Annotated in this window: 28 protein-coding genes and 2 tRNA genes; 22 read left to right on the top strand and 8 right to left on the bottom strand. The window is 68.9% G+C overall.

Annotation, left to right across the window (positions count from 1 at the left end; translation table 11 throughout):
• Window positions 1–23 precede the first annotated feature (23 nt).
• On the bottom strand, window positions 24–1,022 hold the full coding sequence (locus ACFX43_RS27775) for an alkaline phosphatase family protein (RefSeq protein ID WP_378839631.1): 999 nt from the start codon (window positions 1,020–1,022) through the stop codon (window positions 24–26).
• Window positions 1,023–1,140: 118 nt separating this feature from the next.
• Between ACFX43_RS27775 and murI the strand changes: the two genes are divergently transcribed.
• Both murI and ACFX43_RS27785 read left to right on the top strand, forming a co-directional pair.
• The gene (murI, locus tag ACFX43_RS27780; protein ID WP_160024693.1) at window positions 1,141–1,998 is read left to right on the top strand and encodes a glutamate racemase; all 858 of its coding nucleotides are present in this window, start codon (window positions 1,141–1,143) and stop codon (window positions 1,996–1,998) included.
• The gene (locus ACFX43_RS27785) at window positions 1,995–2,765 is read left to right on the top strand and encodes an MBL fold metallo-hydrolase (protein ID WP_357353688.1); all 771 of its coding nucleotides are present in this window, start codon (window positions 1,995–1,997) and stop codon (window positions 2,763–2,765) included. Before murI ends, ACFX43_RS27785 begins: the two co-directional genes overlap by 4 nt.
• Before the next feature lie 119 nt (window positions 2,766–2,884).
• Here the strand turns inward: ACFX43_RS27785 and ACFX43_RS27790 are convergent, their stop codons facing one another.
• Both ACFX43_RS27790 and ACFX43_RS27795 read right to left on the bottom strand, forming a co-directional pair.
• On the bottom strand, window positions 2,885–3,571 hold the full coding sequence (locus ACFX43_RS27790) for a response regulator (protein WP_378839640.1): 687 nt from the start codon (window positions 3,569–3,571) through the stop codon (window positions 2,885–2,887).
• Window positions 3,568–4,734 carry a sensor histidine kinase gene (locus ACFX43_RS27795; RefSeq protein WP_378839644.1) on the bottom strand — a complete coding sequence of 389 codons (1,167 nt, stop codon included), beginning with the start codon at window positions 4,732–4,734 and terminating at the stop codon, window positions 3,568–3,570. Before ACFX43_RS27795 ends, ACFX43_RS27790 begins: the two co-directional genes overlap by 4 nt.
• A gap of 133 nt (window positions 4,735–4,867) precedes the next feature.
• Between ACFX43_RS27795 and ACFX43_RS27800 the strand changes: the two genes are divergently transcribed.
• The 6 genes from ACFX43_RS27800 to ACFX43_RS27825 all read left to right on the top strand — a co-directional run bounded on the left by ACFX43_RS27800 (window position 4,868) and on the right by ACFX43_RS27825 (window position 9,573).
• Entirely contained in the window at window positions 4,868–5,797 is a 930-nt protein-coding gene (locus ACFX43_RS27800) for an ABC transporter ATP-binding protein (protein WP_378839649.1), read from the top strand.
• Window positions 5,794–6,633 carry a hypothetical protein gene (locus ACFX43_RS27805; RefSeq protein WP_378839652.1) on the top strand — a complete coding sequence of 280 codons (840 nt, stop codon included), beginning with the start codon at window positions 5,794–5,796 and terminating at the stop codon, window positions 6,631–6,633. The genes ACFX43_RS27800 and ACFX43_RS27805 overlap by 4 nt, the downstream gene beginning before the upstream one ends.
• Window positions 6,634–6,706: 73 nt before the next feature.
• Complete coding sequence (locus tag ACFX43_RS27810) at window positions 6,707–7,465, top strand: SGNH/GDSL hydrolase family protein (protein WP_378839657.1); 759 nt, start codon at window positions 6,707–6,709, stop codon at window positions 7,463–7,465.
• A 9-nt stretch (window positions 7,466–7,474) separates the two neighbouring features.
• Entirely contained in the window at window positions 7,475–8,182 is a 708-nt protein-coding gene (gene rph, locus ACFX43_RS27815) for a ribonuclease PH (RefSeq protein ID WP_378839662.1), read from the top strand.
• Window positions 8,172–8,786, top strand: a complete 615-nt coding sequence (gene rdgB, locus ACFX43_RS27820; RefSeq protein ID WP_378839666.1) for an RdgB/HAM1 family non-canonical purine NTP pyrophosphatase — start codon at window positions 8,172–8,174, stop codon at window positions 8,784–8,786. Before rph ends, rdgB begins: the two co-directional genes overlap by 11 nt.
• Before the next feature lie 19 nt (window positions 8,787–8,805).
• A complete protein-coding gene (locus ACFX43_RS27825) occupies window positions 8,806–9,573 on the top strand; it encodes a 2-phosphosulfolactate phosphatase (protein WP_378839669.1) in 768 nt (255 codons plus the stop codon).
• Here the strand turns inward: ACFX43_RS27825 and ACFX43_RS27830 are convergent.
• From ACFX43_RS27830 to cls, 3 genes are read right to left on the bottom strand one after another with little or no spacing between them, the layout of a single operon-like run.
• Window positions 9,557–10,291 carry a cytochrome c biogenesis CcdA family protein gene (locus ACFX43_RS27830; RefSeq protein WP_378839674.1) on the bottom strand — a complete coding sequence of 245 codons (735 nt, stop codon included), beginning with the start codon at window positions 10,289–10,291 and terminating at the stop codon, window positions 9,557–9,559. The genes ACFX43_RS27825 and ACFX43_RS27830 overlap by 17 nt on opposite strands.
• Entirely contained in the window at window positions 10,288–10,767 is a 480-nt protein-coding gene (locus tag ACFX43_RS27835) for a thioredoxin domain-containing protein (RefSeq protein ID WP_378839679.1), read from the bottom strand. The genes ACFX43_RS27830 and ACFX43_RS27835 overlap by 4 nt, the downstream gene beginning before the upstream one ends.
• A 44-nt stretch (window positions 10,768–10,811) precedes the next feature.
• The gene (cls, locus tag ACFX43_RS27840; RefSeq protein ID WP_378839684.1) at window positions 10,812–12,260 is read right to left on the bottom strand and encodes a cardiolipin synthase; all 1,449 of its coding nucleotides are present in this window, start codon (window positions 12,258–12,260) and stop codon (window positions 10,812–10,814) included.
• Between the two features lie 45 nt (window positions 12,261–12,305).
• Here cls and ACFX43_RS27845 point away from each other — a divergent pair, with 45 nt between their 5' ends.
• From ACFX43_RS27845 to ACFX43_RS27855, 3 genes are read left to right on the top strand one after another with little or no spacing between them, the layout of a single operon-like run.
• Window positions 12,306–13,184 (top strand): alpha/beta hydrolase, encoded by an 879-nt coding sequence (locus ACFX43_RS27845; protein ID WP_378839689.1) that lies wholly within the window; start codon window positions 12,306–12,308, stop codon window positions 13,182–13,184.
• Window positions 13,181–13,825, top strand: a complete 645-nt coding sequence (locus tag ACFX43_RS27850) for a methyltransferase domain-containing protein (RefSeq protein WP_378839693.1) — start codon at window positions 13,181–13,183, stop codon at window positions 13,823–13,825. The genes ACFX43_RS27845 and ACFX43_RS27850 overlap by 4 nt, the downstream gene beginning before the upstream one ends.
• A 19-nt stretch (window positions 13,826–13,844) precedes the next feature.
• Entirely contained in the window at window positions 13,845–14,417 is a 573-nt protein-coding gene (locus ACFX43_RS27855; RefSeq protein ID WP_378839696.1) for a hypothetical protein, read from the top strand.
• Window positions 14,418–14,427: 10 nt separating this feature from the next.
• Here the strand turns inward: ACFX43_RS27855 and ACFX43_RS27860 are convergent, their stop codons facing one another.
• Window positions 14,428–15,681 carry an inositol monophosphatase family protein gene (locus ACFX43_RS27860; RefSeq protein ID WP_378839699.1) on the bottom strand — a complete coding sequence of 418 codons (1,254 nt, stop codon included), beginning with the start codon at window positions 15,679–15,681 and terminating at the stop codon, window positions 14,428–14,430.
• A gap of 404 nt (window positions 15,682–16,085) precedes the next feature.
• On the opposite strand from ACFX43_RS27860, the gene ACFX43_RS27865 reads away from it, so the two are divergent.
• The 7 genes from ACFX43_RS27865 to tig all read left to right on the top strand — a co-directional run bounded on the left by ACFX43_RS27865 (window position 16,086) and on the right by tig (window position 21,741).
• The gene (locus tag ACFX43_RS27865; RefSeq protein WP_378839704.1) at window positions 16,086–17,348 is read left to right on the top strand and encodes a DUF222 domain-containing protein; all 1,263 of its coding nucleotides are present in this window, start codon (window positions 16,086–16,088) and stop codon (window positions 17,346–17,348) included.
• Window positions 17,349–17,475: 127 nt separating this feature from the next.
• Window positions 17,476–17,994 (top strand): ribose-5-phosphate isomerase, encoded by a 519-nt coding sequence (locus tag ACFX43_RS27870; RefSeq protein ID WP_350716267.1) that lies wholly within the window; start codon window positions 17,476–17,478, stop codon window positions 17,992–17,994.
• Between the two features lie 7 nt (window positions 17,995–18,001).
• The gene (locus tag ACFX43_RS27875) at window positions 18,002–18,862 is read left to right on the top strand and encodes an Fpg/Nei family DNA glycosylase (RefSeq protein ID WP_378839711.1); all 861 of its coding nucleotides are present in this window, start codon (window positions 18,002–18,004) and stop codon (window positions 18,860–18,862) included.
• A gap of 66 nt (window positions 18,863–18,928) precedes the next feature.
• Entirely contained in the window at window positions 18,929–20,005 is a 1,077-nt protein-coding gene (locus ACFX43_RS27880) for a PP2C family protein-serine/threonine phosphatase (RefSeq protein WP_378839716.1), read from the top strand.
• Between the two features lie 105 nt (window positions 20,006–20,110).
• Window positions 20,111–20,184: transfer RNA gene (locus ACFX43_RS27885), tRNA-Gly, on the top strand.
• Between the two features lie 35 nt (window positions 20,185–20,219).
• Window positions 20,220–20,292 (top strand) — tRNA-Pro (locus ACFX43_RS27890).
• A gap of 57 nt (window positions 20,293–20,349) precedes the next feature.
• The gene (gene tig, locus ACFX43_RS27895) at window positions 20,350–21,741 is read left to right on the top strand and encodes a trigger factor (RefSeq protein WP_378839720.1); all 1,392 of its coding nucleotides are present in this window, start codon (window positions 20,350–20,352) and stop codon (window positions 21,739–21,741) included.
• A gap of 71 nt (window positions 21,742–21,812) precedes the next feature.
• Here the strand turns inward: tig and ACFX43_RS27900 are convergent, their stop codons facing one another.
• A complete protein-coding gene (locus ACFX43_RS27900) occupies window positions 21,813–22,571 on the bottom strand; it encodes a hypothetical protein (RefSeq protein ID WP_378839724.1) in 759 nt (252 codons plus the stop codon).
• Window positions 22,572–22,780: 209 nt separating this feature from the next.
• Here ACFX43_RS27900 and ACFX43_RS27905 point away from each other — a divergent pair, with 209 nt between their 5' ends.
• The 4 genes from ACFX43_RS27905 to clpX all read left to right on the top strand — a co-directional run bounded on the left by ACFX43_RS27905 (window position 22,781) and on the right by clpX (window position 26,554).
• Window positions 22,781–23,767, top strand: a complete 987-nt coding sequence (locus tag ACFX43_RS27905) for a hypothetical protein (RefSeq protein ID WP_378839727.1) — start codon at window positions 22,781–22,783, stop codon at window positions 23,765–23,767.
• 175 nt (window positions 23,768–23,942) lie between these two features.
• Window positions 23,943–24,551: an ATP-dependent Clp protease proteolytic subunit gene (locus ACFX43_RS27910; RefSeq protein WP_168381170.1), complete on the top strand. Its 609-nt coding sequence runs from the start codon at window positions 23,943–23,945 to the stop codon at window positions 24,549–24,551.
• Between the two features lie 4 nt (window positions 24,552–24,555).
• On the top strand, window positions 24,556–25,161 hold the full coding sequence (locus ACFX43_RS27915) for an ATP-dependent Clp protease proteolytic subunit (RefSeq protein ID WP_091049270.1): 606 nt from the start codon (window positions 24,556–24,558) through the stop codon (window positions 25,159–25,161).
• 100 nt (window positions 25,162–25,261) lie between these two features.
• Window positions 25,262–26,554, top strand: coding sequence for an ATP-dependent Clp protease ATP-binding subunit ClpX (gene clpX / locus ACFX43_RS27920; protein WP_160024669.1), 1,293 nt, complete (start codon window positions 25,262–25,264; stop codon window positions 26,552–26,554).
• Window positions 26,555–26,592 lie beyond the last annotated feature (38 nt).

A 26,592-nucleotide genomic window follows, 5' to 3' on the forward strand; every position in this document is an offset into this window, starting at 1 on the left:
CCGATGGCACCCCGGGCGAACGCTCAGCGAATGTCTAGTGACTGAGTTGAGTTCAGCGTGCTGCCGGGGATCGGGCCCAGGCCGAGCAGGTCCAGGGCCAGGTTGCCGAGGTCGCCGTTGCGGATCGGCTGCCTGCCGGCGTACGTCGGCCTGGTCGTCCCCGGCGCGAGGTAGTCGGGGTTGAGCCGGTAGAGCGAGGCACCGCGAGCGACCCCGGGACCCCACACGAGGAACGGGATCCGGTAGTTGGAGTAGAGGTGGGCACCGTGGTCCCTGGCGGCGGCCTTGAAGCCGTGGTCGGCGGTGAGGATGACGTACGTCGACCGCTTCAGCGTCGTCGAGGAGTCGATCGCCTTCAGGAGCTTGCCGATGCGGGCGTCGGTGCGAACCACCGAGGCGCGGTAGGCCGCGCTCATCCCGCCGTCGCGGTGGCCGTAGTGGTCGGGGGAGCCCAGATGGACGAAGGTGAAGGCACGCTTGTTGGTCGCCAGGTCGGCGGCCGCCCGGCTGACCAGGTCGGCGTCGCTGTCGACCACGAACCGGTCGATCGAGGGCCAGGAGCGGTCGAAGAGGCCGAACTTCGACTTCGACGCGAACAGGGCACTGCTCCGGCCGGTGCGCTCGACCTGGCTGAAGACGGACGAGACCGGATGCCCGGCGGCCTCCTGCACCGTCATCCACGACCGGTCGGTGTTCCAGGTGACGCCGTGGCCGTGGGCGGAGCGGGTGATCCGGCGGCCGGTGACCATCGAGGTGTGGTTGGGCAGGGTGACGTTCTGCTCGTACTCGCTGCGCGCCTGCCGGGTCGAGGCGCCGCCGCGCATCAGCCGGTAGATGTTGGGCAGGTTGCCCGGGCCGAGCTCCTCGATCGCGGTCACGCTGAGACCGTCGACGGAGATCGCCAGCACCCGCTTCGTGGTCGCCGCCTGCGCGGGCCGCCCGGGCAGCTCGACGACCGCGAAGGTTACGCCCAACAGGGTGATCAGGACCATCAGCACCAGCGAGCGCCGAGAAATCGTCATAACCGGACGTTAACAACACTGATCCGGCCCGCTCATGAACGTGAGATGGATCTCGGGTATGTCTCGAGTGACCCCCAGCACTGCGAAGTTGCGCTGTTTGGGCCTAGCCTTGACGATCGTGCAGTCCGTCTCGTCCCTGGGTTCGCCCTCGCCCCTGGGTTCAGCCCAGCCCGACCGCGACGCCCCGATCGGGATCTTCGACTCGGGCTTCGGCGGTCTCACCGTGGCACGGTCGGTGATCGACCAGCTCGCCCACGAGTCGATCCTGTACGTCGGCGACACCGCCCGCGCACCCTACGGGCCCAAGCCGATCGCCGAGGTGCGCGAGTACGCCCTGGAGTGCCTCGACCATCTCGTCGCGCAGGGTGTGAAGGCGCTGGTGATCGCGTGCAACTCGGCCTCGGCCGCGATGCTGCGCGATGCCCGAGAGCGCTACAAGCCGCTGCCCGTCGTCGAGGTCATCCTGCCGGCGACCCGCCGCGCCGTCGCCGCGTCCCGCACCGGCCGGATCGGGGTCATCTGCACCCATGCGACCGCCGAGTCGATGGCCTACGACGACGCCTTCGCCGCGGCTCCCCACGTCTCGCTGCACACCCAGGCGTGCCCCCAGTTCGTCCCGTTCGTCGAGGCCGGCATCACCGGCGGCGACGAGCTCCTGGCCGCCGCGCACGAATATCTGGACCCGCTGACCAGCGCCGGGGTCGACACGCTGATCCTCGGGTGCACCCACTATCCGCTCCTGACTGGTGTGATCTCTTATGTGATGGGCGACAACGTGACGCTGGTCAGCAGTGCCGAGGAGTCGGCGAAGGACGTCTACCGCGTCCTCGCCGAGCACGACCTGATGCGCGAGGGCGGCGAGCCGACCTACACGTTCCTCACCACCGGCAACCCCGCCGAGTTCAAGGCGATCGGTGCTCGGTTCCTGGGCCCGGAGCTCGCCGCAGCCCAGCAGTTCGCCGGAGGGATGGGATGACCTCCGGGATGCGGCTGACGGTCATCGGATGCTCGGGCTCCTATCCCGGGCCCGACAGCCCCGCCTCCTGCTATCTCGTCGAGGCCGACGACGAGGCCGGACGTACGTGGCGGATCGTGCTCGACATGGGCAACGGTGCGCTCGGGGTCCTGCAGCGCTACATCGACCCGCTGCTGATCGACGCCGTCCTGCTCTCGCACCTGCACGCCGACCACTGCGTCGACATGACCTCCTACTACGTGCTCCGCAAGTGGCACCCCACCGGCCCGCAGCCGCCGATCCCCGTCTACGGCCCCAAGGGCACCGGACGCCGCCTGGCGAAGGCCTACGACCTGCCCAAGCGCCCCGGGATGCGCGAGGAGTTCGCGTTCTCCACCTACACCGGGCCGATCCATCTCGGCCCGTTCGTGATCACCCCGACCGCCGTGGAGCATCCGGTCGACGCGTACGGGCTCCGGATCGAGGCGCACGGCAAGGTCATCGCCTACAGCGGCGACACCGCCGAGACCGAGGCGCTGCTCGACATCGCCACCGACGCCGACCTGTTCGTCTGCGAGGCCGCCTTCCGCGACGGCGTCGACAACCCGCCCGGCGTGCACATCACCGGCGTCCACGCGGGGGAGTACGCCACCAAGGCTCATGTGAAGAAGCTGGTCGTCACCCACGTCCCGCCCTGGCACGACCCCGCCGACGCCCTTCGCGAGGCGCGCTCGGCGTACGACGGTCCGACCGAGCTGGCGGCGACGGGGGCTGTCTACGAGGTTTGATGCCGGGGCAGGGATACCCGGTTAACCGGGTATCCCTGCACTTCTCAGGCATTGCAACACCTGAGAAGTGCAGGAAAACCCCGAGCGGTGTGACGCATGTGGTCGGTGAGGCGAGCGGCTCAGACCAGGCCGGCGTCGTGCACGGTGATCGCGATCTGGACGCGGTTGGTGGCGCCGAGCTTGTCGAAGAGGCGCGAGACGTGCGCCTTGACGGTCGGGATCGAGAGGTAGAGCTCCTTGGCGATCTCGGCGTTGCTCAGCCCGCGCCCGACCGCGAGGGCGACCTCGTGCTCGCGCTCGGTGAGCGCCTCGAGCCGGCGGCTGGCGGCAGCGGCGCGCTCGCCGGTCGGCTCGGCGCGGAGCCGGGTGATCAGCGTGCGGGTCGCCTTGGGGGAGAGGATCGGCTCGCCGGAGGCGACCGCGCGGATCGCCGCGACGATCTCGGGCGGGGGCGTGTCCTTGAGCAGGAACCCGTCGGCGCCGGCGGCGAGGGCGTCGACGACGTACTCGTCGGCACCGAAGGTGGTCAGCACGATGACCCGCGGCGACCGGGCCTCGGTGAGCACCCGCCGGGTGGCCTCGAGGCCGTTGACGCGCGGCATCCGGATGTCCATCAGCACCACGTCAGGGGCGGACGTACGCACCAGAGCGAGCGCCTCCTGGCCATCGGTCGCCTCGCCGACGACCTCGATGTCGGCCTGACCTCCGAGCATCAGCCCGAGGGCCGAACGCACGAGCGGGTCGTCGTCGACGATCCCCACCTTGATCTTGACCGGACTCTCTGGGCTGGTCCCTGGGCTGCTCACTGGCCCCACGGTAGCCATGCTTCGAGGATGAAGACATCCTTTTCCGTACGGTGCGCGAGGCGGCCCCCTGCGAGGTCGACGCGCTCGGTGAGCCCGACCAGGCCCAGCCCGGCGCCGGGCGTGTTGGAGTCGAAGCCGAGCCGGTTGCGCAGCAGTACGTCGATCCCGTGCTCCTCGGAGCCCTGCAGCGACACCTGCAGGGCCGCCCCGGGCGCATGCTTGCGGGCGTTGGTGATGCCCTCCTGCACGACCCGGTAGATCGACCGCCCGACCGCCTCTGGCGGCGAGCCCTCGACGTCGTCCTCGAAGGTGATGTTCATGCCGCTTTCGCGGGCCTCCTCGACGAGGCGGCCGAGCTCGGCGTACGTCGGCTGGGGCGCGGTCTCGGGATCCTCGCCGTTGCCGCGCAGCACGCCGAGGACGGTCCGGAGGTCGTCCAGTGCCCGATGGGCACCGTCGCGGATGGTGCCCACCTCACCGCGGATCTGTTCGGCGGAGAGGTCCTCGCGGTAGGCAAGCGCGCCGGCCTGCATGGAGATGTGGGAGATGCGGTGGGCGAGCACGTCGTGCATCTCGCGGGCGATCCGCCTGCGCTCGGTCTCGCGGGCCTGCGAGACGCGCAGCGCCTGCTCGGCCTCGGCGGTCTCGGCGCGGAGCCGCAGCGTCGCGATCAGCTCACGGCGCGAGCCGATGTACATGCCCCAGGCGACCAGGGCGGCGACGACTACGACGTTCAGGCCGATGTTGAGGCCCCACATGGCGACGGCCGGGGTCAGGTCGTCGGACGACGTCGAGGTGTCCATGAACGCGAACCAGAACATTCCCGCACCCAGGCTGAGCAGCGATATCGGGATGATCTCGCGCCAGCGACGGCGGGTCGCCAAGGAGACGAGCGCGAGCGCGGAGGCGCCGGCGGAGAGGAGCGAGACGGCCCCCGCGATGGTCGTGAACGTGGCGATCGCGACCGGCCAGCGCCGCCGCCAGAAGACCAGGACCAGGCTGACGACGCCCAACCCGATGTCGAGCGCGAAACGCCAGTCGGACCACCCACCGACGCTGGACGTCAACCCGAGAGCACTGATCCCCAGCGCGGCCAGATAGCGCCAGACGTGTCCCCACACGGTCAGGCGTGGCTGATAGTCGTCTGGGGAGCGTTGCTGCACGGCGTACACGTTAGTGAACCGAAGCCAGGCGGACCCGATGCCGCGGTCGCGCCAGGCCCCATACTTTCGTCGGGTCGGGGGTCATCCGTATGTCCGATGCAGTCTGCGCCGGAGGCACGGCAGGATGTACGTCATGATCAAAGTCGAAGGACTGACGAGGGTCTATGGGACCTTCACCGCGGTCGACGACGTGTCGTTCACCGCCGAGGCCGGCAAAGTCACCGGCTTCCTCGGCCCGAACGGCGCGGGCAAGTCGACCTCCATGCGCATCATGGTCGGACTGACCAACCCCACCAAGGGTCGGGCAACGATCAACGGCAGCCTCTATGCCGACCTCCCCAACCCCGGCCGCCACGTCGGCGTGCTGCTCGACGCCAGCGCCCAGCACGACGGCCGCACCGGCCGCGAGGTGCTCACGCTCGCCGCGATGACGATGGGCCTGCCCAAGTCACGCGTAGACGAGATGCTCGAACTGGTCTCGCTGACGCCGTCTGAGGCGAAGCGCCGGATCAAGAACTACTCGCTGGGAATGAAGCAGCGCCTCGGCATCGCGCACGCGCTGATCGGTGACCCCAAGGTGCTGATCCTGGACGAGCCGGCCAACGGCCTGGACCCGGCGGGTATCCGCTGGATGCGTGGCCTGCTGAAGGAGTACGCCGACCGGGGCGGCACCGTCCTGCTCTCCTCCCACCTGCTGCACGAGGTCGAGCAGATCGCCGACGAGCTGATCCTCATCGGCAACGGCCGCATCGTGGCCGAGGGCACCAAGGACGCCATCCTCGCCGGTCAGGGCACCGCCGGTCAGGCGCTGGTCACCTCCCTGGACAACGAGGCGCTCACCGTGGCGCTCAAGGCCAAGGGCTACAGCGTCGAGCCGATCGGCACCGGCATGCGCGTCTCCGCCGCACCGGCAGAGGTGGGCAAGGCCGCCCTGGAGGCCAACGTCGTGCTCACCGACCTGCGTGACGGCGGCGCCGGCCTCGAGGACATCTTCCTGCAGCTCACCGCCGAGACCCAGCGCGAGAGCACCACCCAGATCCACGCCGAAGGAGTCTCCGCATGAGCGCCGTATCCGTAGCGCCCTCCACCCCGCTCCCGGCAGTGACCAAGGTGCCGTTCGGCCGGCTGCTGCTGGTCGAGTGGCGCAAGATGACCGACACCCGGGCCGGACGCGCCCTGCTGATCATCTCGGCCGGCATGCTGCTGCTGGTCATGGGCATCGTGGTCCTGGTGGCCGCGCTCAACGAGACCTTCTCGCTCGGGCTCTCAGCCTGGTCCTCGATCCTGACGATCCCGCTCTCGCTGCTCACCCCGGTGCTGGCGATCATGATCGTCACCCAGGAGTGGGGCCAGCGCACCAACATGGTGACCTTCAGCCTCGAGCCGAGCAGGCTGCGGGTGATGGCGGCCAAGCTGGTCGCCGTCGTCGCGCTCGCGATCGCGCTGATCGCGGTCGCGCTGCTGTGCGGCATCGTCGGCAACGCACTCGCTGCCGCCGTCGGTGGCTACGACGCGAGCTGGACGATCGACGGCGAGATCCTGGCCTGGACGATCGCGCAGCAGCTGCTCTACTTCGTGAGCGCCTTCGGCATCGCGATGTGCCTGCTCAGCACACCGTTCTCGATCGTGGTCGTCTACGTCGACCAGCTGATCCTGCCGCTGATGGTGTGGTCGACGCTGTTCTTCATCTTCGACTGGGCCGCCGACGTGATCCCGTTCATCGACATGGGCTACGCGATGTCGCCGTTCATGGGGGCCGGCGGCATGATGCCGGACGGGACGCAGCTCCCCGACCCCGGCACCCAGCAGGTGCTCGCACTCATCTGCAGCATCTTCCTGTGGGTGGTCGTCCCGGTCGTGCTGGGTGCCTACCGGGTGCTCAAGTCCGAGGTGAAGTAGTTCATCGGACCGTTCGCGACACGACACGCGGGGGTGGGTGCTTCGGCACCCACCCCCGTCACCGTTGTGAGCCGTGGGCACCTACCTGCGTTACGCGGCGCTGGGCGACAGCGCCACCGTTGGGCTCGGCGACCCGGTCACCACGGGTTGGCGAGGATGGGCCCGGCTTCTCGCCGAGGCTCTGGGACAGACGTACGACATCTCCTTCTGCAACACCGCGGTGATCGGGGCGACGTCGACCGTGGTGGTCGAGCAGCAGCTCGCCGACGCGGTCGCGCACCGGCCTGACGTGGCCTCGCTGATCGTCGGGGTCAACGACGTGATGCGGTCCGGCTGGGACACCGAGCGTCTCCGCAACGACCTGATGACCTGCGCCGACGCGCTCGCGGGCCAGGGTGCGCTGCTGATGACGGCGCGCTTCCACGACCACTCGGTGATGTGGCCGATGCCGGGCTGGATGAAGCGGTCGATCCAGCGGCGTACGGACGATCTCAACGAGATCTGGGACGAGGTCCATGCCACCTACGGTGGGCTGAGGCTGGACCTGGGTGCGGTTCCCGACCTGCAGGAGCGGAGGTTCTGGGCCGCCGACCGGCTGCATCCCTCCGAGCTCGGCCACCGGCGGATGGCGCGTGCGTTCGGTGAGCAGCTGGTGACGTACGGCTTCACCTTCGAGCCGCCGTCGCTGGAGCCGGGCGGCGGGCTGCCGACGAGCTGGCGGCAGGATCTGGCCTGGATGGCCGGCGAGGGCGTGCCGTGGATGGGGCGCCGGGCGCGCGATCTGGGGCCGTGGGTCGTACGCCGGGCGTGGGCACGGGAGACCGTTGCATAGGGTGGTCCCGTGACCACACGAGCTGACGGGCGCGCCGACGACGAGCTGCGCCCCATCAAGATCACCCGCAACTGGCTCGACCACGCGGCCGGTTCCGTCCTCATCGAGTTCGGCAAGACCCGCGTCCTGTGCGCCGCATCGGCCTCCGAGGGCGTGCCGCGCTGGCGCAAGGGCTCCGGGCTGGGCTGGGTGACGGCGGAGTACGCCATGCTCCCCGCCGCCACCCACGAGCGCTCCTCGCGCGAGTCGGTGAAGGGCAAGATCGGCGGACGTACGCACGAGATCTCGCGCCTCATCGGGCGCTCGCTGCGCGCCGTGATCGACTACAAGGCCCTGGGCGAGAACACGATCAACATCGACTGCGACGTGCTGCAGGCCGACGGCGGGACGCGTACGGCAGCCATCACCGGCGCCTACGTCGCGCTGTCCGACGCGGTGGCCTCGCTGGGCGTGCAGAAGGCGCTGACCGGCTCCGTCGCGGCGATCTCGGTCGGGATCATCGACGGTGTGCCGCGCCTTGACCTCCCCTACGAGGAGGACGTGCGCGCCGAGACCGACATGAACATCGTGATGACCGGCGAGGGCAAGTTCGTCGAGGTGCAGGGCACCGCCGAGGGCGTCGCCTTCGACCGCGCCGAGCTCGACGCCCTGCTGGCGCTGGGCGAGAAGGGCTGCGCCGACCTGACCAAGCTGCAGGAGGCCGCACTTGCCGGCTGAGCCGAAGATCCACGTCGCCTCGCGCAACGCCAAGAAGCTGGAGGAGATGTTCCGGATCCTCTCGCCGCTGGTGTCCGGGGTCTCGGTCGTCGGCCTCGACGACGTCGCCCACTACGACGAGCCGGTCGAGGACGCGCCTGACTTCGAGGGCAATGCGCTGATCAAGGCCAGGGCCGGTTTCAAGGCCACCGGGCTGCCGACCGTCGCGGACGACTCGGGTCTCTGCGTCGACGCGCTCAACGGGATGCCCGGTGTGCTCTCGGCGCGCTGGGGCGGTCCGCCCAAGTCGGACTCTCGCAACAACGAGCTGCTGCTCGCACAGCTCTCCGACGTCCCCGACGAGCGCCGCGGCGCTCACTTCGCCTGCGCGATCGCCTTCGTCTGGGACGGTGGCGAGATCGTCGTCGAGGGCCGCATGGACGGCCGGATCATCCGCGAGGTCCGCGGTGACGGCGGCTTCGGCTACGACGTCCTGTTCGTCGCGGTCGACACCGCGGACGGACGTACGTCCGCCGAGCTGTCGATCGAGGAGAAGGACGCCATCTCCCACCGCGGTCGCGCCCTGCGCGAGATCTCCCCGCAGATCGCCGCCGCACTCGGCTAGAGGTCACTAGCCTCGGCGCGTGACCATCTTCGACGCGCAGCACCGTCAGCACGCCTACCGGTTCCGGCTCGAGTGGGGGCCGGTAGGCGCCGAGGCGGTCGGGCCGGTGGACATCGCCGTCGTGGTGGACGTGCTCTCGTTCACCACGACGCTGACGGTCGCCGTCGAGCGCGGGACCGAGGTGTTCCCGTTCGCGTGGCGGGACGACCGGGCGGAGGCGTACGCACGCGAGCACGACGCCGTTCTCGCGGTGCAGCGCCAGGACGCGGTGCCCGGCCGGCCCTCGCTCTCACCCGCGTCGCTGCGGGAGTCCGAGGGCCTTCGGCGGCTCGTGCTGCCCTCGCCGAACGGCTCGACGATCAGCAGCCTGCTCGCCGAGAGCGGTGCCACGGTCGTCGGTGCCTCGCTCCGCAACCGCACCGCGGTCGCCGAGTGGCTGGCTCCTCGCTGTGCCGAGGGCGCCATCGTCGCGTTCATCGCGTCGGGGGAGCGCTGGCCGGACGGCACGCTCCGCCCCGCGGTCGAGGACCTCTGGGGTGCCGGCGCGGTCCTGGCCGCACTCGACCCGAGCGACCTCTCGCCCGAGGCCGCGATGGCGCGCGACGCGTTCCATGCGGCCGATCTTCCGGACGCGCTCCATGCCTGCGCCGGCGGGCGCGAGCTTGCGGCGAAGGGCTACGCCGACGATGTGGTCGTGGCCTCCGAGGTGGACGGCTCGTCGGTGGTTCCGCTCCTGCGCGGCCGGTCGTTCTCGTCGGCCACAGGCGGGCTCACTGATCCGTGCTGAGCCGACCCTCCAGACCGATCTGCCAGTCGAAGAGCCCCTGCTCCACGAGCAGGGTGAGCAGGGCCTTGTCCAGCCCGGTCGCGATCGCGACGCCGATGAGCACGAGGACGACGCCGAGCACCTTGTGGAAGGCGCCCTCGGGGTCGATCGCCCACCTGAGCCGGGCGATCAGCGCCCGCCCACCCGCCATGACCGCGGCCAGCAGGAGCGTCAGGCCCGCGACGTACGCGAGCAGGTAGCCGAGCTCGCGCAGCGGCTCGGCAGGGAGGATGGCGGCCACGATCAAGGCGTACGTCGGGCTGCAGGCGCTGAAGACCGGCCCCATGCTCGCGCCCAGGAGGATGTCGCCGCCGAACCCGCGACGGGTGCTCGCCCGGGCCATACGCTCCTGGGCGCGCGATCCGATCCCGAGCCGGAACGCCACCGCGTCCCACAGCCGAGGCCAGATCATCACCACACCGAAGAGCGCCACGATCACACCCGAGACGACGCTCCAGAACCGTGGCGGGACGTCGATCAAGAGGGTCGTCGACTTGAGCAGGACGCTGAACACGATGACGGAGACGCCGAGCGCGGCCACCGCCACCCACGGCCGACGCTCGCCGGTCCCGCGGGAGAGGCCGTACCCACGGGAGAATATGGCCGGCACGAACGCCACCACGCACGGTGCGAGCACCGAGAGCGCGCCGGCGAGGAACGACGCGAGCAGCAGCGTCACTGGGTGTTCTCGAGAATGGCGTCGACCGACTTGTCCTGGCCGTAGCCGGACCAGAGCTCGACCGTCTTGCCGGCGGGGTCGACGCGTACGAAGGTCGACTGGATCGTCACCCCGTGCTGCTTGCGCAGGTCGGTCGCGGAGTCGTAGTCGACCTTCAGGATCTGTGCCCCGTCAGGCACCGCGCCGCTCTTGATCGCCTCCTCGAACCCGCGGCACTCGGGGCACCAGGGCGCGTGGAAGAAGAGGATCGTGTCGGTGTAGCACTCGTCGGCGACGGCCGCATCGGAGTAGTCGGCGTAGCGTCCCGTTGCCTCGCAGGAGGGGGACGAGTCGTTCCCGGCGGCGGGCGAGGTGGGCGGCGTGCTCGCGCTGGTGGTGGGCGATGCGGAATCATCGGCGGTCTCCGCCGAGCCGCAGCCGACGGTCACCGCGCAGAGGATGGTCAACAGGGCCAGGATTCGGGTGCTCACGGGCATGGGTTCGGAGCGTACGTCTCCCCGGACTGGTGTGTGCATCGACCTCATTGAAGAGCGGCGGTCAGGCGCAGCACGTTGTCGACGTACGCCGCGACCTTCGGCCGCGCGAGCCACTCCTCGAGCAGCAGCTCACGCGAGATGGCCCGGTAGCTGTCCTCGACCTTCCGCAGCTGAGCCACCGGTTCGCCGTCGAAGAGCATCAGCGAGATCTCGTAGTTGAGGGCGAAGGAGCGCATGTCCATGTTGCTCGAGCCGAGCACGGCGACCTCGTCGTCGATGCTGAAGTGCTTGGAGTGGAGGACGGCGGGCTTGGGGTAGAGGTAGATGCGGACACCGGCCTCGAGCAGCGCCTCGTAGTAGGAGCGCTGGGCGTGGTAGACCATGAACTGGTCCTTGCCCTCGCTGACGAAGAGCTCGACCTCGATGCCGCGGCGGGCGGCGGTGGTGACCGCGTAGAGGAGCGACTCGTCGGGCACGAAGTAGGGGCTGGTGATCGAGATCCGCTTCTTGGCGGCGTACATGAGATGGGTGAACGCGCGCAGGTTGTTCTCGGCGTCGACACCGGGCCCGCTGGGCACGATCTGGCCGGTCACGTCGCCGGCGGGCAGCGCAGTGGCGGCCAGCTCGGACCGCAGCAGCTCGCCGGTCTCGGTGTCCCAGTCGCTGGCGAAAACGACGTTCAGCGCGGTCACCAGCGGACCCTCGATCCGGGCGTTCAGCTCGACCCACTCCCGGCCGGCCCGGTGGTTCCTGGGCTTGTTGTAGCCGGGCTCGATGAGGTTCTGGGAGCCCGTGAACGCGACCCTGCCGTCGACCACCAGGAGCTTGCGGTGGTTGCGCAGGTCGGGGCGGCGGATCTGGCCGCGGAGGGGGTCGATCGGCAGCAGTGGGTGCCAGTCGATGTCGGAGGCGTCGAGCCGCTTGACGAGCTGTCGCCAGAGCGGGATGCCGCGCGAGCCCAGGTGGTCGAGGAGGAGCCGGACGCTCACCCCACGCGCCGCGGCCCGGTCGAGGGCGTCGAAGAACGGCTCGGTCATGTGGTCGCAGGCGGTGATGTAGAACTGCGCGTGCACGTACGTCTCGGCCTCGTCCACCGCGGCCGTCATCGCCTCGATGGAGGCGGCGTAGTCGTCGATCAGATCGATCCGGTTCCCCGCCCTGGCGGGCAGCGAACCGAGCCGCTCGTTCAGCTCGATCGTGGCCGCGTCGACCTCGGAGATCGTCTTCTGGTGCGGTGTCCTCGGCAGGCCGCGTACGTAGCTCAGCACCTCCTCGTTGAGCGCCCGCTGCCGCTCGTGACGCCGCCGGTCGAGCCGGGTCTGACCGAGCAGCAGGTAACCGATCAGGCCGATTCCCGGGATGAAGAAGATGGCCAGCAGCCACGCCATCGCACTGCTCGGACGCCGGTTCTTCGGCACGACTCCGAGCGCGATGACCTTGACCAGCAGGTCGATGATGTAGATCGAGGTCCCCATGACCCCCGCCACTGTCATGCGCATCAGCATGCACCACCGCCACTCGTGTGGGAATCTTCTGACATGGTTCGACTCTTCCCTGCCGCCCGCCGTGCCATCGCTGCCGAGGAGGCCTCGCCGCCGGTGTGGGAGGTCGACGTCGCCGCCCAGCGGGACCAGGCCCGCAAGCTGGCCGCGGCCGAGGCGAAGGAGGGGGTCGCGGAGGTCACCGGGATCGACGCCGACGGAGTTCCGTGCCGGCTCTACACCCCCGAGGACGTACGCGAGGGTGTGATCGTCCACCTCCACGGCGGTGGCTTCGTCTTCAACGACGTCGAGGTCCACGACGCCGCGTGCCGCCAGCTGGCCAACCGGAGTGGGTTGCGGGTGCTGTCGGTCGACTACCGCAGGCCTCCGGAGCACCCCTATCCCGCGGCTCCCGACGACGTCGACACGGTCGTCAAGTGGCTGGGCAACGACCCGCTGCTGAGCACGTTGCCGGCGTACGTCCACGGCGACAGCGCCGGCGGCAACCTCGCCCTCGTCGCGGCGCTGCGCAACCCGGGCGTCTTCGGCGCGATGGTGCTCGTCTACCCGTTCCTCGACCCGTCGATGAGCACCCCGGGCTACGCGATGGAGGACGGCTGGAACGAGGAGGCGGCGTGGTACTGGAAGCAGTACGCCTCGACCGAGGCCGATCTCCGCAACCCCGACCTCGGCCCCTATCTCGCCTCTGACGAGGAGCTTCGCGGCCTGCCGCCCACGCTGATCGTCAGCGCGGAGGGCGACATCCTCACCGACGAGAACGAGGACTTCGCGCTGCGCCTGGCAGATCTCGGCGTCGAGGTGGTCGCCTTCCGTGCCGTCGGCCAGATCCACGGTTTCTGGCGCCACGGCCAGACCTTCCCCGCGGCGGAGTCGGTGATGGCGATGACCGCTGCCTTCGTGCGGGGACGCCCGTGACGGAGCCCTACGACGTCACCGAGGTCCGGGCTGCCTACGACACCGTCTCCAAGGCGTACGCCGAGATCGTCGACCCGACGATCACCGAGACCTCCTTCGATGCGGGTGTCCTCGACACGTTCGTCAGCTACGTACGCAAGGACGGTGGTGGGCTGGTCGGCGACATCGGCTGCGGGCCCGGGCGGGTGACGGCCTATCTGGCCGAGAGAGGGATCGACGTCTTCGGGGTCGACCTGTCGACGGGCATGATCGCGCAGGCCAAGGAACGGCATCCGGCGCTCCGGTTCGAGGTCGGCGACATGGCTCGCCTCCCGCTCCGCGACGGTGAGCTCGCCGGGGTGCTCGCCTGGTACTCCCTCATCCATACGCCGCCCGCGCGCCGGCCCGACGTCATCGCCGAGCTCGCCCGGGTCACCCGCCATGGCGGCCGGTTCGTGACCGCGTTCCAGGTCGGGGACGAGCACGTACGCCACATCGGCGCCTATGGCCACGACGTCACCTTCGACGGCTACCGGCTCCCGGTCGAGGCGACCAGCGCACTGCTCGAGGAGGCGGGTTTCGAGGTCACCGCGACCGTGGTGCGCTCCGCCGAGGACTGGGAGCGGACGCCGCAGGCATATCTCGTCGCGCGCCGTCGCTGACGACCGATAGGTTGCGCCCATGACGCAGCAGCCGTACCACGTGCCCCGCTTCTACCTTCGCCAGAAGGTGACGCCCTTCGCCAACAAGTACGTCGCCCAGGCCGCCAACGCCGACGGCTCGGAGGGGCAGGTGCTCGCCTTCGCGCAGCAGAAGCGGCTGGCGTTCAAGGAGCAGGTGACGTTCTACGCCGACGAGTCGAAGTCGCAGGCCGTCTTCGCGTTCAAGGCGCGTGCGGTGATGGACCTCAACGCCGGTTACGACGTCACCGACCCGAGCGGTGCGGCGCTGGGCTTCTTCCGCAAGGACTTCGGCAAGAGCCTGCTGCGCTCGACCTTCCAGGTCGAGGGCCCCGGCTACGCCGGCACCGGTCAGGAGCGCAACCAGGTGATCGCCATCCTGCGCCGCTTCACCGAGCTCGACTTCCTCCCGATCCACTTCGACTACGTGTCCTCCGAGGGTCAGCCGCTGATCTCGATCGAGCGCCGCTTCGCCTTCCGCGACAAGTACACGGTCACCGTCCACGACCCGCGCGTCGACTTCCGGGTCGCCGCTGCGCTCGCGGTCGCGATGGACGCACTGATGCAGCGCTGAGCCACTCGGCTCAGGCTGGGCTCGTCCGGTCCGGGTCCGCCGCCTCCAGGTGCGGACGGACCAGGTCCAGCAGTAGCTGGTGGGTGGCCGCGTCTGCCGCGGCGATCATCCCGCGGCCGGTGTGGATCGGGTCGCCGTTCAGGTCGGTGACGACGCAGCCGGCGGCCTGGCACAGCGCGATGCCGGCGGTGAAGTGGACGCTTCCCTCGAGGTGGCCGTCGGTGACGTACGCCGCCCGCCGCCCGGCCGCGACCCAGGCGACCGCGAGGGTGGAGGACATCACGCGCGGGCCGAACTGGGCTCGCAGGCGCGGGTCGGCGACGAGCTGCCCGCCGACGAACGGCCGGTTGAGCGGACCGTCGCACTGGATGTCGACGAGCCGGGTGCGCGGGCTCGGTGTCAGGACGGTGTCGCCGCCGCCCTGGCGCAACCAGGCGGAGGTGGCGTCGGTCCAGAAGATCTCTTCGCTGATCGGATCCGCCGAGACCGCCGCCTCGACACCATCGGGTGTCACGAGCGCGACGTTCACGGCGGCGAGCGGGGTCTGGGCGGCGTAGTTGAGGGTCCCGCAGAGCGGGTCGACCAGCCATCTCCGCTCGCTGTCGCCGCTGCGCCCGGTCTCCTCGCCCTCGAAGGCGTCCTCGGGTCGATACGTCGCGATCGTCTCCCGGATCGCCTTCTCCGAGGCGATGTCCGCCTCGGTCGCTCTGTGCATGTCTTTTTGGCTAGTCGGGGACTTGTCGAAGTGGGTCAGGTCGGTGCCGTACATCCCCCTGACCACAGCCGCCCCCGCCGTCGCGGCCGCGATCGCGACGGCCCGGTCCGGGAACGCCGCCCGGAAGGCGTCGATCGCCGGATCAGGGGACTCCTCCGGCTCGTCGCCGATGAAGACCGCCACCACCTCGGCCTGGGGGTCCTCGGTCAGCGCCGGCAGGATCCTGTCGCGCCAGCTCCGTACGTTGGGATGGTCGTACTCGACGTACGCCTCCGCGGGCGAGATCAGCTCGATCGCCCGCTCGAGCTCCTCTCGGGACAGCCGGTACGCCGCGGTTCCGCGCTTGTGACCGACGACTGTTGCGATCACCACAGCCGGGAGGCGGTGGCCGTAGGCGTTGACCAGGGGAAAGTGTTCTGTCCCGTGGCCGGCTGCTGTCGATGGGCGGAGGCCCACGCCGTGGGCGTTCGGGGGCGTCCAGCCGTCGATCGCTGACTCGAACCTTGATCTTGCCGCGAGGATCTCGTCCATCGTCGTCCAGTGGTCCACGGTGGGGGAATCTATCGGTCCGTCCGTCTTTCGCGGACTGCTTTTCGGGGTTGGGGTTGGCCGCCGACCCTTTCTTTGAGGGTCTTCTCGACGGGCCCCGGAGTAAAGGACGGCCTTCGGCCGCCGGCTTCGCCGGCCGCTTCGCGGTCCTTGACACCGGGGCCCGTCGAGAAAGATCTGGCTGGCTATCGGGGCGGCGGCCGGGGAGTGGCGCGGAGAGATCTTGCTTGGGACGGGTGGTGTTGATGGGGCGGGAGGCGGCCCTTCGGGCCACTTACCATCCACAGATGCGAGGTCGTTCGCTCACCGCAAAACGGCATTTGACCAGGGAAAATAGGTGTTAGGCAGGGGTTGAAAGTAGTAGAATCAGACCCATCACAACACCCGTCTGAAGGGACGGCGCGATGACTCTCGGCCGCTCGATCGACCACTGGGGCACCAACCCCGGCGGTGCGATCGACGCTGCCCTGACGGCCATCGAGACCGCCCTCCAAGAACTCCTCGCGACCGACCCTGCCTATTGGCGCACGGGACAGAAGAAGGACCTCTTGGAGCGGTTGGAGAAGCTCCAGGCCCAACAAGCGGCACTGAAACTCCGGGTGCTGGCGTCCGCCGGCGACATCGCCGAAGAGACCGGCGCCAAAGACGCCTCCGGATGGATGCGGACCGAGCTCTTGGTCGACAGAGCAGTCGCTCGCTCGCAGATCAAGCTCGCGAGCGGTATGGCGAAGTACGACCTCGTGGCCGCTGGACTGGCCGATGGTGTCGTGTCCCAGGACAAGGCCCGGGTGATCACCCAAGCCCTCGACGCCATCGAGACCGATCCTGCCGCCAGCGCTGAAGACCTGGTCTTGGCCGAGAAGCTGCTGGTCGACTACGCCACCCGGTTGACGGCGAACGAGTTGAAGATCGTCGGCAAACGGATCCTGGCCGAGATCGACCCTGAACGGTTCGAAGCCGCAGAAGCCAAGGCGCTGCAGCGGGAGGAGGAGCACGCCCAGCGGCGTACGTTCTTCCAGTCCCGCGACAACGGCGACGGCACCATCGACATCCACGCCCGCGTCTCACGCGCCGTCGGGATGCGGCTCCGGACCCTGCTGGACTCGCTGGCTCAGCCGCGGAAGCTCTCGGCCGAGAACCGTGGCCGCAAAGCCCCCTACGCCCGGCTGCTGGGTCAGGCGTTCGCCCGCGTCATCGAGACCTACGACGTCGACCAACTGCCCCGCCACGGTGGCCACGGCACCACGGTGTTCATCACCATGAGCGTGGAAGACCTCCGCAAGGACCTCGGCACCGCAGCCCTCGGGTTCGACGGCGAGCAGATCACCGCCGCCGAGGCCCGCCGGATGGCCTGCAACGCCGACCTCGTCCCGGTCGTGTTGGGCACCGACTCCGAGATCCTCGACCTCGGCAGGACCGCGAGGTTGGCGTATCCGGTCCAGCATCGAGCCTTGCGGTTACGAGATAGGTGCTGCCAGGCCGAAGACTGTGATGCCCCGGCAGCGTGGACCGAAGCGCATCACCTGAAACCGTGGTCCGAAGGCGGTCGAACCGACCTGGCCAACATGGTCTTGTTGTGTCCGAGTGATCATCGCCGGAGCCACGACCCCAACTACGGCTATGAGCGCCTCTCAAGCGGGCGGATCCGGTTCGCCCGCCGTACCTGAGCGTGCTCCGTACGACCGCTCCCTCATGCCTCGGCCGCCAGGAGCGGCCGGCCCGAGATCCAAGCCCAACAAGCAACACCAACCACCAAATCCGAAGATCCAGCAGCGGTAAGAGAGGATGGGCGGCATGCGCGTCCACATCGGCTGTGACCACGCCGGTCTCGAACTGAAGTCCCACCTGATCAACCGTCTGACGGAGCTCGGCTACGAGCCTGTCGACCATGGCCCGTTCGTCTACGACGCACTCGACGACTACCCGGTCTTCTGCATCCGGGCGGCCGAGGGGGTGGCCCGGGATCGGGAGCAGGGGCTGGACAGCCTCGGGGTCGTGATCGGGGGGTCGGGCAACGGTGAGCAGATGGCGGCCAACAAGGTGACCGGCATCCGCTGTGCGCTCGCGTGGAGCGAGGAGACCGCCAAGCTCGCCCGTGACCACAACAATGCCCAGGTGGTTGCGGTGGGTGGCCGGATGCACAGCCTCGAGGACATGACGAAGTTCGTCGAGATCTTCCTGGCCGAGCCGTTCAGCGAGGACGAGCGGCACGTACGCCGCATCGACCAGCTCCACGCCTACGACGCCGACGGCGTACGCCCGCCGCTTCCCGACTCGGCCAAGGGCCTGGGGCCCGCCGAGGACCAGGACTGATCCGGGGATGCCCGAGGGGCACACCCTCCACCGCCTCGCGCTCGATCTGAGCGTCGCCTTCGCCGGCCGGCAGGTCCGGGTCAGCAGCCCGCAAGGTCGGTTCGCCGACTCCGCCGTGCTTCTCGACGGCCAGGTCTTCACCGGCGCCGAGGCGTGGGGCAAGCAACTGTTCCTCGAGTTCCCGGGGGAGCAGTACGTCCACATCCACCTCGGCCTCTACGGCAAGCTCGACCTGAAGCCGTACGCCACCGAGCCGCCGCTGCCCGTGGGCCAGGTCCGACTGCGCCTGGTCTCGACAAGCTCGACCACCGAGGATGGGACGTACGCGGATCTGCGCGGCGCCAACACGTGCAACCTCGTCACCGCGGCCCAGCGTGACGCGGTGGTCGCGAAGCTCGGGCCGGACCCGCTGCGCGACGACGCCGACCCGGGCCGGGCGTGGCTGCGGATCAGCCGGAGTCGTACGACCATCGGCGCACTGCTCATGGACCAGTCCGTCCTGGCCGGGGTGGGCAACGTCTATCGGGCCGAGGTGCTCTTCCGGCACCGGATCGATCCGATGCGGCCGGGCAACACCCTGCGCAGGCAGCAGTGGGACGCCATCTGGGACGACCTGGTCGAGCTCATGAAGCTCGGCGTTCAGCAGAACCGCATCGACACCGTCCGCGACGAGCACACCCCCGAGGCGATGGGCCGTCCGCCACGCAAGGACGACCACGGGGGCGAGGTCTACGTCTACCGCCGCCACGGCCAGCCCTGCCTGGTGTGCGGCACGAGCGTACGCACCACGGAGCTGCAGCAGCGCAACCTGTTCTGGTGCCCGAAGTGCCAGCGCACCTACCGGCCCCGGACGACCGTAAAGAAGTAGCCCGCACTACTCTCCGGCCTGCGAGAACGACCACGCAGCCCCCACCACGAGACCTAGAGTGAGGCCATGTCGAGCCATGCCTTCGCAGACCGCCTGCGGAGCAACGCGATCCGCCGCAGATTCCGTGACCCGGAGCTGCGAGCGGTCCTGTGGCTCGGGCTGCTCACCATCGTCCTGACGGTCCTCGCGGCGGCTCAGACGGGCTGGCTGCAGGTGGTCCCGGTGGCGGTGCTCACCGTGCCGTTGCTCCTCGGAGCGGTGCTGCTCGGGCCGCGTACGCTCAGCTGGTTCGTGGTCTTCGTGATGGTGATGATCGTGGTCGCCGCCAGCCAAGTGACGCTCTCCGACAGGGACGCCGCCGCCATCGGTGTGCACTTTCTGCTCGGCGCGATAGTGCTGTCCGTCGCGATGCGCCGCACCTACCTCGGGGTGGGCGGCCTGAACGACGAGCTGATGCTGCTCGACCTGACCCACAAGCTCGACCAGGGTGCGATCCCCCCGATGCCTCCCGGGTGGCTCGCGGACTCGGCCGTCCTACCCGCGGGCGGCACCCGGTTCGCCGGCGACTTCGTGGTGGCCGCGCGGGAGGCCGACCGGCTGGAGATCGTCGTCGTCGACGTCTCGGGCAAGGGGGAGCGTGCGGGCACCAGAGCACTTCAGCTGTCCGGTGCGTTCGGCGGACTCCTCGGTGCCGTCCCGCCGGCCGAGTTCCTGCCCGCCGCCAACCGCTACCTCCTCCGCCAGGACTGGCAGGAGGGCTTCGCGACCGCGGTCTACCTCTCGATCGACCTCGACAACGGTGCGTACGAGATCCGCACGGCCGGCCACCCGCCCGCGCTGCTACGCCGTGCCGCCACCGGCCGCTGGGAGGAGGCCGAGAGCAACGGCCCGGTGCTGGGGCTCATCGACGACGTCGAGTTCGACGCCTGCGAGGGAGTGCTCGGGGTGGGCGACATGGTGATGCTCTACACCGACGGCGTCGTGGAGGCGCGAGGCGTCGACCTCGAGCGCGGCATCAGCAATCTGGTCGCCACCGCCGACCATCTCGCGGTCACCGGACGAGGTGGGGGAGCGCGCCGTCTGCTCGAGGGACTGAGCGCCAGCTCCGACGATCGTGCGCTTGTCGCGGTCGGTCGCAGGTGACCGAACCGACTCTGCGAACCGGCCGGTAGGGGAGCCGGTTACAGGTGTGAGCCAGATCTATGGCAGGATTTCGCAGGTCGCACGAGGGCGCTGGCTCTCGCGTGCGCGGATGTAGCTCAATGGTAGAGCCTCAGTCTTCCAAACTGATTACGCGGGTTCGATTCCCGTCATCCGCTCCAAGTGCCATTCCCGCTGATTGGGGAGGGGCCCTTGACGGGGCGTAGCGTAGTGGCTAGCGCGCCTGCTTTGGGAGCAGGAGACCGCAGGTTCGAGTCCTGTCGCCCCGACATCTCATTGCCCTGCACGCGACATCATTCTCAGAAACAAACGACAGGAGACACCCTGTGAAGAGCGCCGTCGAGACGTTGAGCCCGACCCGGGCCAAGCTGACCGTCGAGGTGCCCTTCGAGGAGCTCAAGCCGAGCCTCGACGCGGCGTACAAGCAGATCGCCAAGCAGATCAACGTTCCCGGCTTCCGCCGGGGCAAGGTCCCGCCCCAGGTGATCGACAAGCAGGTCGGCCGCGGCGCGGTGCTCTCCGAGGCGGTCAACAACGTCCTCCCGCAGATGTACTTCGACGCCCTCCAGGAGAACTCGCTCGAGCCGCTCGCGCAGCCCGAGATCGAGGTCACCAAGCTCGAGGACAACGAGACGCTGGAGTTCACCGCCGAGGTCGACGTCAAGCCCGAGATCACGCTGCCCGACTACGAGGGCATCGAGGCCAAGGTCGAGGACATCGAGCTCACCGACGCTGACGTCGAGGAGCAGATCCAGGCGATGCGCGAGCGCTTCGGCACCCTCAAGGATGTCGAGCGTGCCGCCGCCGACGGCGACTTCGTGGTCATCGACCTGAAGGCGACCAAGGACGGCGAGGACGTCGAGGGCGCCGAGGCCGTCGGGATGAGCTACCAGGTCGGCAAGGGCGGCATGCTCGACGGTCTGGACGAGGCCATCGTCGGTCTGTCCGCCGGCGAGTCCAAGGACTTCAAGAGCACCCTCGTGGGCGGTGAGCTGATCGGCCAGGAGGTCGACGTCAACGTCACCGTCAACCAGGTGCAGGAGCAGGAGCTCCCGGCGTACGACGACGACTTCGCCCAGCTCGCCAGCGAGTTCGACACCGTCAAGGAGCTCGAGGAGGACGTCCGCGGCCGCCTCGGCAACGGCAAGCGCCTCGAGCAGGCCGCCGCCGCCCGTGACGCCGTCCTCGAGGCGCTCCTGGAGCAGATCGAGATTCCGCTGCCGGAGAGCATCGTCACCGACGAGCTCAACGCGCGCCGCGAGGGCATCGAGCAGCAGCTCGGCTTCGCCGGCCTCACCTTCGAGAAGTACCTCGAGGACGAGGAGCAGACGATCGAGGAGTTCGAGGCCGACCTCGAGCGCCGCGTCCGTGACGCCGTCGCCGCCCAGCTGATCCTCGACCAGATCGCCAAGGAGAAGGAGATCGGGGTCGAGCAGCAGGAGCTGACCGAGCACATGATGCGCCGCGCGCAGCAGTCCGGTCAGGACCCGCAGGAGTTCGTCAACCACATGCTCGAGCACAACCACGTGCCCGAGCTGGTCCAGGAGATCCTGCGCGGCAAGGCGCTCGCCCAGCTCGTCGAGGCCGCCAAGGTCACCGACGAGTCCGGCAACCACGTCGAGCTGAAGAACCTCCGCCCCGACGGCACCATCGGCGAGGACGAGCCCGAGGCTGAGGCCGAGGAGGCCCCCGAGGAGACCGAGAAGGCCGACGCCTGATCACCCTCAGACGTACGTCACAGCGCCCCTGCCTCGCGGCAGGGGCGCTGTCGTTTTCGGGTGAGTCGGTGCTACTGAGCGTCGAAGTTGTCCGTCGGGTCGCCTGAGACCTCCAGGTGCTTGGCCGCGCAGTCGGTCTTCGAGAGGCTCTGCTCGACGCACCACTCCAGCGCGGGTGTGGAGGTGTCGCTGGGACGGGGCACCACGACGGCGTACATCCCCGGCTTCACGTACGAGCTCGGCCACTCGCCGGTGTCGAGGAGCAGCGCCTCGGGGTGGGCGGTCTTGATCTTCTGGTAGCGGGTCAGCGCCTGGTGCCAGTCGGCGTCGCCGCCGTCCCCGGCACCGACCGCCGCGAGCTGTGGGATCCAGGTGCCGATGAGCTTGGTGGCCGCTTCGGTGTCGAGGCGGGAGATGCGGAGCAGCTGATCCTCCGGCGGGGCGCTCGGGTCCACGGAGGGCACGCTCGACGGCTCGCTCGTGGGGCTGGTCGAAGGCTCAGGCTCCGCCTCGGACTGCACCGGTCCGGCCCCGTCCTTGCCGAAGATGAACCCGAGCACACCGGCGACGAGCACCAGCACCACGATCATCACCAGGATCGGCGCGGTGCGGCCCTTCCGTTGCGCCGGGGGTGGCGAGGCGACGTCGTCGAAGAAGTATCCCCGCGTGCTGCGACCCGTGGTCGCATCGTCGCCGAGCTCGTCCACGAAGAGCGGACGATGCTGCTCCGGGGGAGCCAGGAGCGGGGTTCCGCAGCCGATGCAGTAGATGGCCCCGGGCAGCAGATCATCGCCGCACGACTGGCAGTGTGATTCCTTCTCATCGCTCACGCACGGACACCCCCTTCCGCATCCGACGGTAACCCGCGGAGACCGCTGTCGTCACGCAACACCAGTAACAACAGCATCACGGACACCATACGCGTGAGTGAACGCAAACGTACTGAATGCGGTCGAGGTGATGTGATCTGAGACACAGACGGGCCGGACAGTGGGCACAGGTGATCCTGTCCGCCCCGCGTAGGCCCTACGCTGCCAGCGTGACCTCCAGCCCTGAGACCGTCCGCGCCGTTGTCCTCAACGTCGAGGACGCCCCGGTGGACCCTGACACCGAGGAGCTGCTCGACCGCGGTCAGGGCAAGGTGGCCGGTCTCGTCGGTCTGGCGAAGCTCGCCTGGCGGATCACGGCCTTCGCGCGGCGCCCGTTCGCGGCCCCGTTCGCGCTCGCGACCCCGATCATCCGCGGTGTCGTCAACACCGACTCCGGACCCGCCGTCGCGGTCCGGCACCAGGGCCGCATGGTCAGCCCGAAGGAGTGGGCCGACGCCCAGCGGCAGGTCGGGACGAGCCCTCGGATCCTGGTCCTGATCCCGCCGGCGGGCAAGGACGAGACCGTCTGGGACGAGGGCTCGCAGGCGACCGGGGCGACGTACGCCGACCGGCTCGCCGAACTGCTCGGCTGGATGCCGCTGCACATGCACGTGTCGGTCGGCAGCAAGTCGGTGCCCGCCGCGGTGGCGCTCAGCAGCCGGATCCAGGAGTGCGTCGACGCCCTCGTGGGGGAGCCGCGCATCGTCCTGGTCGGCTACGCCGGCGGTGGTCTGATCGCCCGCAACGCGCTTGGTGTGGCCACCGCCGGGCCACGGCCGTGGACGACGTACGTCTCCGAGCTGATCGCCCTCGGCACGACGCCCTACGCGGTCACCTCCGCCCCGATCTCGGGCGGGGTCGGCAAGCAGCTCGACGAGCATCTCGCCGGGATCGCGGTCGTCGGGGCCGACGAGGCGATGCTCCCGCCGCGACCGGACGTCGACTATCTGCTGGTGACCGACAAAGCGACCTCGCGCCCCAACCGGGTCGGGCGACTCTTCGGGGAGATGCTGTGGTGGCGGCACAAGACGCCGCTGCGGTCGCGCCGGGTGCGCGATCTGTTCCCGACGGCGGAGCGCTTCACGCTCTCGACCGCCGAGACGCCGCTGTCGAACCATCCGGCGGTTCACGACGCCCTGCTGCGCTGGCTGGCGTAGCCGTGGGAATCGCGGCGTCCCTCGGATTGCGACGCGATCCCCAATAGTTCTGCCGTCGGCGAACAATGGCACACCAGCCGTGGAACAACTGGATGTGGCGGCTAGTGTCGATCCTGTGAACATCGACTCCAGCGCGGCTGACGCTCATGCCGGTGCCCCAGGGCTCTCTCCGAGCCTGGGCGGCAACGGCGGCGGTCTGAGCCTTCTCGACGACAACATCTACAACCGACTGCTGCGGGAGCGCATCGTCTTCCTCGGCTCCGAGGTCCGCGACCAGAACGCCAACGCGATCTGCGCGCAGCTCCTGCTGCTCTCCGCGGAGGACCCCGAGGCCGACATCTTCCTTCACATCAACTCGCCCGGTGGCTCGGTGGATGCCGGTATGGCCATCTACGACACGATGCACTACATCCCCAACGACGTCGCCACCGTCGGCATGGGCCTGGCCGCCTCGATGGGCCAGTTCCTGCTGTGCGCCGGCGCGAAGGGCAAGCGCTACGCGCTGCCGCACGCGCGGATCATGATGCACCAGCCCTCCTCGGGCATGGGTGGCTCGGCCTCCGACATCAAGATCCAGGCCCAGCAGTCGCTGCACATCAAGAAGGTGCTGCTCGAGCTGATCAGCGAGCACACCGGCCAGAGCGTCGAGCAGGTCACCACGGACGCCGACCGCGACCGCTGGTTCACCGCCGCCGAAGCTCTCGACTACGGCCTGGTCGACCAGGTCATCCGGAGCGCCAAGGAAGCCTCCGACGAGGGCCGACCCGCTCACAAGAAGGACTGAGGACATGAACTACTACATCCCGCAGTGGGAGGAGCGTACGTCTTACGGCGTGCGCCGGATCGACCCCTACGCCAAGCTCTTCGAGGACCGGATCATCTACCTGGGCACCCCGATCAGCGACGATGTCGCCAACGCGGTCATCGCCCAGCTGCTCTGCCTGCAGTCGATGAACCCGGACCAGGACATCTCGATCTACATCAACAGCCCCGGTGGCTCGTTCACGGCCTGCACCGCGATCTACGACACGATGCAGTTCATCAAGCCGGACGTGCAGACCGTCTGCATCGGTCAGGCCGCCTCGGCCGCCGCGATCCTGCTCGGCGCTGGTGCCCACGGCAAGCGGATGGCGCTGCCCAACAGCCGGATCCTCATCCACCAGCCCTACACCGAGGGCACCTTCGGCCAGACCTCCGACATCGAGATCCAGGCCAACGAGATCCTGCGGATGCGCGAGCTGCTCGAGAAGATGATCGCCGACCACAGCGGCAAGTCGATGGACGAGGTCAGCCACGACATCGAGCGCGACAAGATCCTCACCGCCGCCCAGGCGGTCGAGTACGGCCTGATCGACTCGGTGCTCGAGTCGCTCAAGACGCCGGCGCTCGTTTGACCATCGGGCCCCGCGCCGCTCCCACATCGAAGGCGCGGCGCGGGGTACCGTCAGTAATTATTCGGACCTAGCAGCACAAGTCGGGGAAGGAAGGCCACTCGTGGCACGCATCGGCGACGGAGGTGACCTGCTGAAGTGCTCCTTCTGCGGGAAGAGCCAGAAGCAGGTCAAGAAGCTCATCGCGGGTCCCGGCGTCTACATCTGCGACGAGTGCATCGACCTCTGCAACGAGATCATCGAGGAGGAGCTCAACGAGGGCTCCGAGGTGGAGATCGCCGACCTCCCCAAGCCGAAGGAGATCTTCGACTTCCTCAACTCCTACGTCATCGGCCAGGAGCAGGCGAAGAAGTCGCTCGCGGTGGCGGTCTACAACCACTACAAGCGCGTCCAGGCCGGCCTGCAGCCCGGCGGCCCGCAGGGCCCCGGCAAGCACGCCAAGGAGGAGCAGGTCGAGGTCGCCAAGTCCAACATCTTGGTGATCGGCCCGACCGGCTGCGGCAAGACCTACCTGGCGCAGACGCTGGCCCGGATGCTCAACGTCCCGTTCGCGATCGCGGACGCCACCGCGCTGACCGAGGCCGGCTACGTCGGTGAGGACGTCGAGAACATCCTCCTCAAGCTGATCCAGGCCGCCGACTACGACGTCAAGAAGGCCGAGACCGGCATCATCTACATCGACGAGATCGACAAGGTGGCCCGCAAGGCGGAGAACCCCTCGATCACGCGCGACGTCTCCGGTGAGGGCGTGCAGCAGGCGCTGCTGAAGATCATCGAGGGCACCACCGCCTCGGTGCCGCCGCAGGGCGGCCGCAAGCACCCGCACCAGGAGTTCATCCAGATCGACACCACCAACATCCTCTTCGTGGTGGGTGGCGCTTTCGCCGGCCTGGAGCACATCATCGAGCAGCGGGTCGGCAAGAAGACCCTCGGCTTCACCGCCGAGGTGCGCGGCAAGGCCGAGAAGGAGTCCGAGGACCTGCTGAAGCTGGTGCGTCCCGAGGACCTCACCAAGTTCGGGCTGATCCCGGAGTTCATCGGCCGGCTGCCGCTGATCGCGAGCGTCGAGAAGCTCGACCAGGCCGCTCTGGTCCAGATCCTGACCGAGCCGCGCAACGCGCTGGTGAAGCAGTACCAGAAGCTCTTCGACCTCGACGGCGTCGACCTCGAGTTCACCGAGGACGCGGTCACCGCCATCGCCGACAAGGCCCTCGAACGTGGCACCGGTGCCCGTGGCCTGCGGGCGATCATCGAAGAGGTCCTCCTCTACGTGATGTACGACGTGCCCTCCCGTGGCGACGTCGGCAAGGTGATCGTGACCCGCGAGGTCGTCGACGACGGCGAGATGCCGACCCTCGTGCCTCGTGAGAAGGAAACCAAGAAGAAGTCCGCGTAGCCCGTTTGGGTCATTTTCGCCGCCCGGGTCGGTATTGG

The organism is Nocardioides sp. YIM B13467, assembly GCF_042788075.1.
Lineage (GTDB): Bacteria > Actinomycetota > Actinomycetes > Propionibacteriales > Nocardioidaceae > Nocardioides.

Coding starts and splice junctions, on each gene's coding strand:
- ACFX43_RS27775 (WP_378839631.1), bottom strand. CDS start 1,022: ATGACGATTTCTCGGCGCTCGCTGGTGCTGATGGTCCTGATCACCCTG.
- ACFX43_RS27785 (WP_357353688.1), top strand. CDS start 1,995: ATGACCTCCGGGATGCGGCTGACGGTCATCGGATGCTCGGGCTCCTAT.
- ACFX43_RS27800 (WP_378839649.1), top strand. CDS start 4,868: ATGATCAAAGTCGAAGGACTGACGAGGGTCTATGGGACCTTCACCGCG.
- ACFX43_RS27805 (WP_378839652.1), top strand. CDS start 5,794: ATGAGCGCCGTATCCGTAGCGCCCTCCACCCCGCTCCCGGCAGTGACC.
- ACFX43_RS27835 (WP_378839679.1), bottom strand. CDS start 10,767: ATGCCCGTGAGCACCCGAATCCTGGCCCTGTTGACCATCCTCTGCGCG.
- cls (WP_378839684.1), bottom strand. CDS start 12,260: ATGACAGTGGCGGGGGTCATGGGGACCTCGATCTACATCATCGACCTG.
- ACFX43_RS27845 (WP_378839689.1), top strand. CDS start 12,306: ATGGTTCGACTCTTCCCTGCCGCCCGCCGTGCCATCGCTGCCGAGGAG.
- ACFX43_RS27855 (WP_378839696.1), top strand. CDS start 13,845: ATGACGCAGCAGCCGTACCACGTGCCCCGCTTCTACCTTCGCCAGAAG.
- ACFX43_RS27865 (WP_378839704.1), top strand. CDS start 16,086: ATGACTCTCGGCCGCTCGATCGACCACTGGGGCACCAACCCCGGCGGT.
- ACFX43_RS27870 (WP_350716267.1), top strand. CDS start 17,476: ATGCGCGTCCACATCGGCTGTGACCACGCCGGTCTCGAACTGAAGTCC.
- ACFX43_RS27875 (WP_378839711.1), top strand. CDS start 18,002: ATGCCCGAGGGGCACACCCTCCACCGCCTCGCGCTCGATCTGAGCGTC.
- ACFX43_RS27880 (WP_378839716.1), top strand. CDS start 18,929: ATGTCGAGCCATGCCTTCGCAGACCGCCTGCGGAGCAACGCGATCCGC.
- ACFX43_RS27915 (WP_091049270.1), top strand. CDS start 24,556: ATGAACTACTACATCCCGCAGTGGGAGGAGCGTACGTCTTACGGCGTG.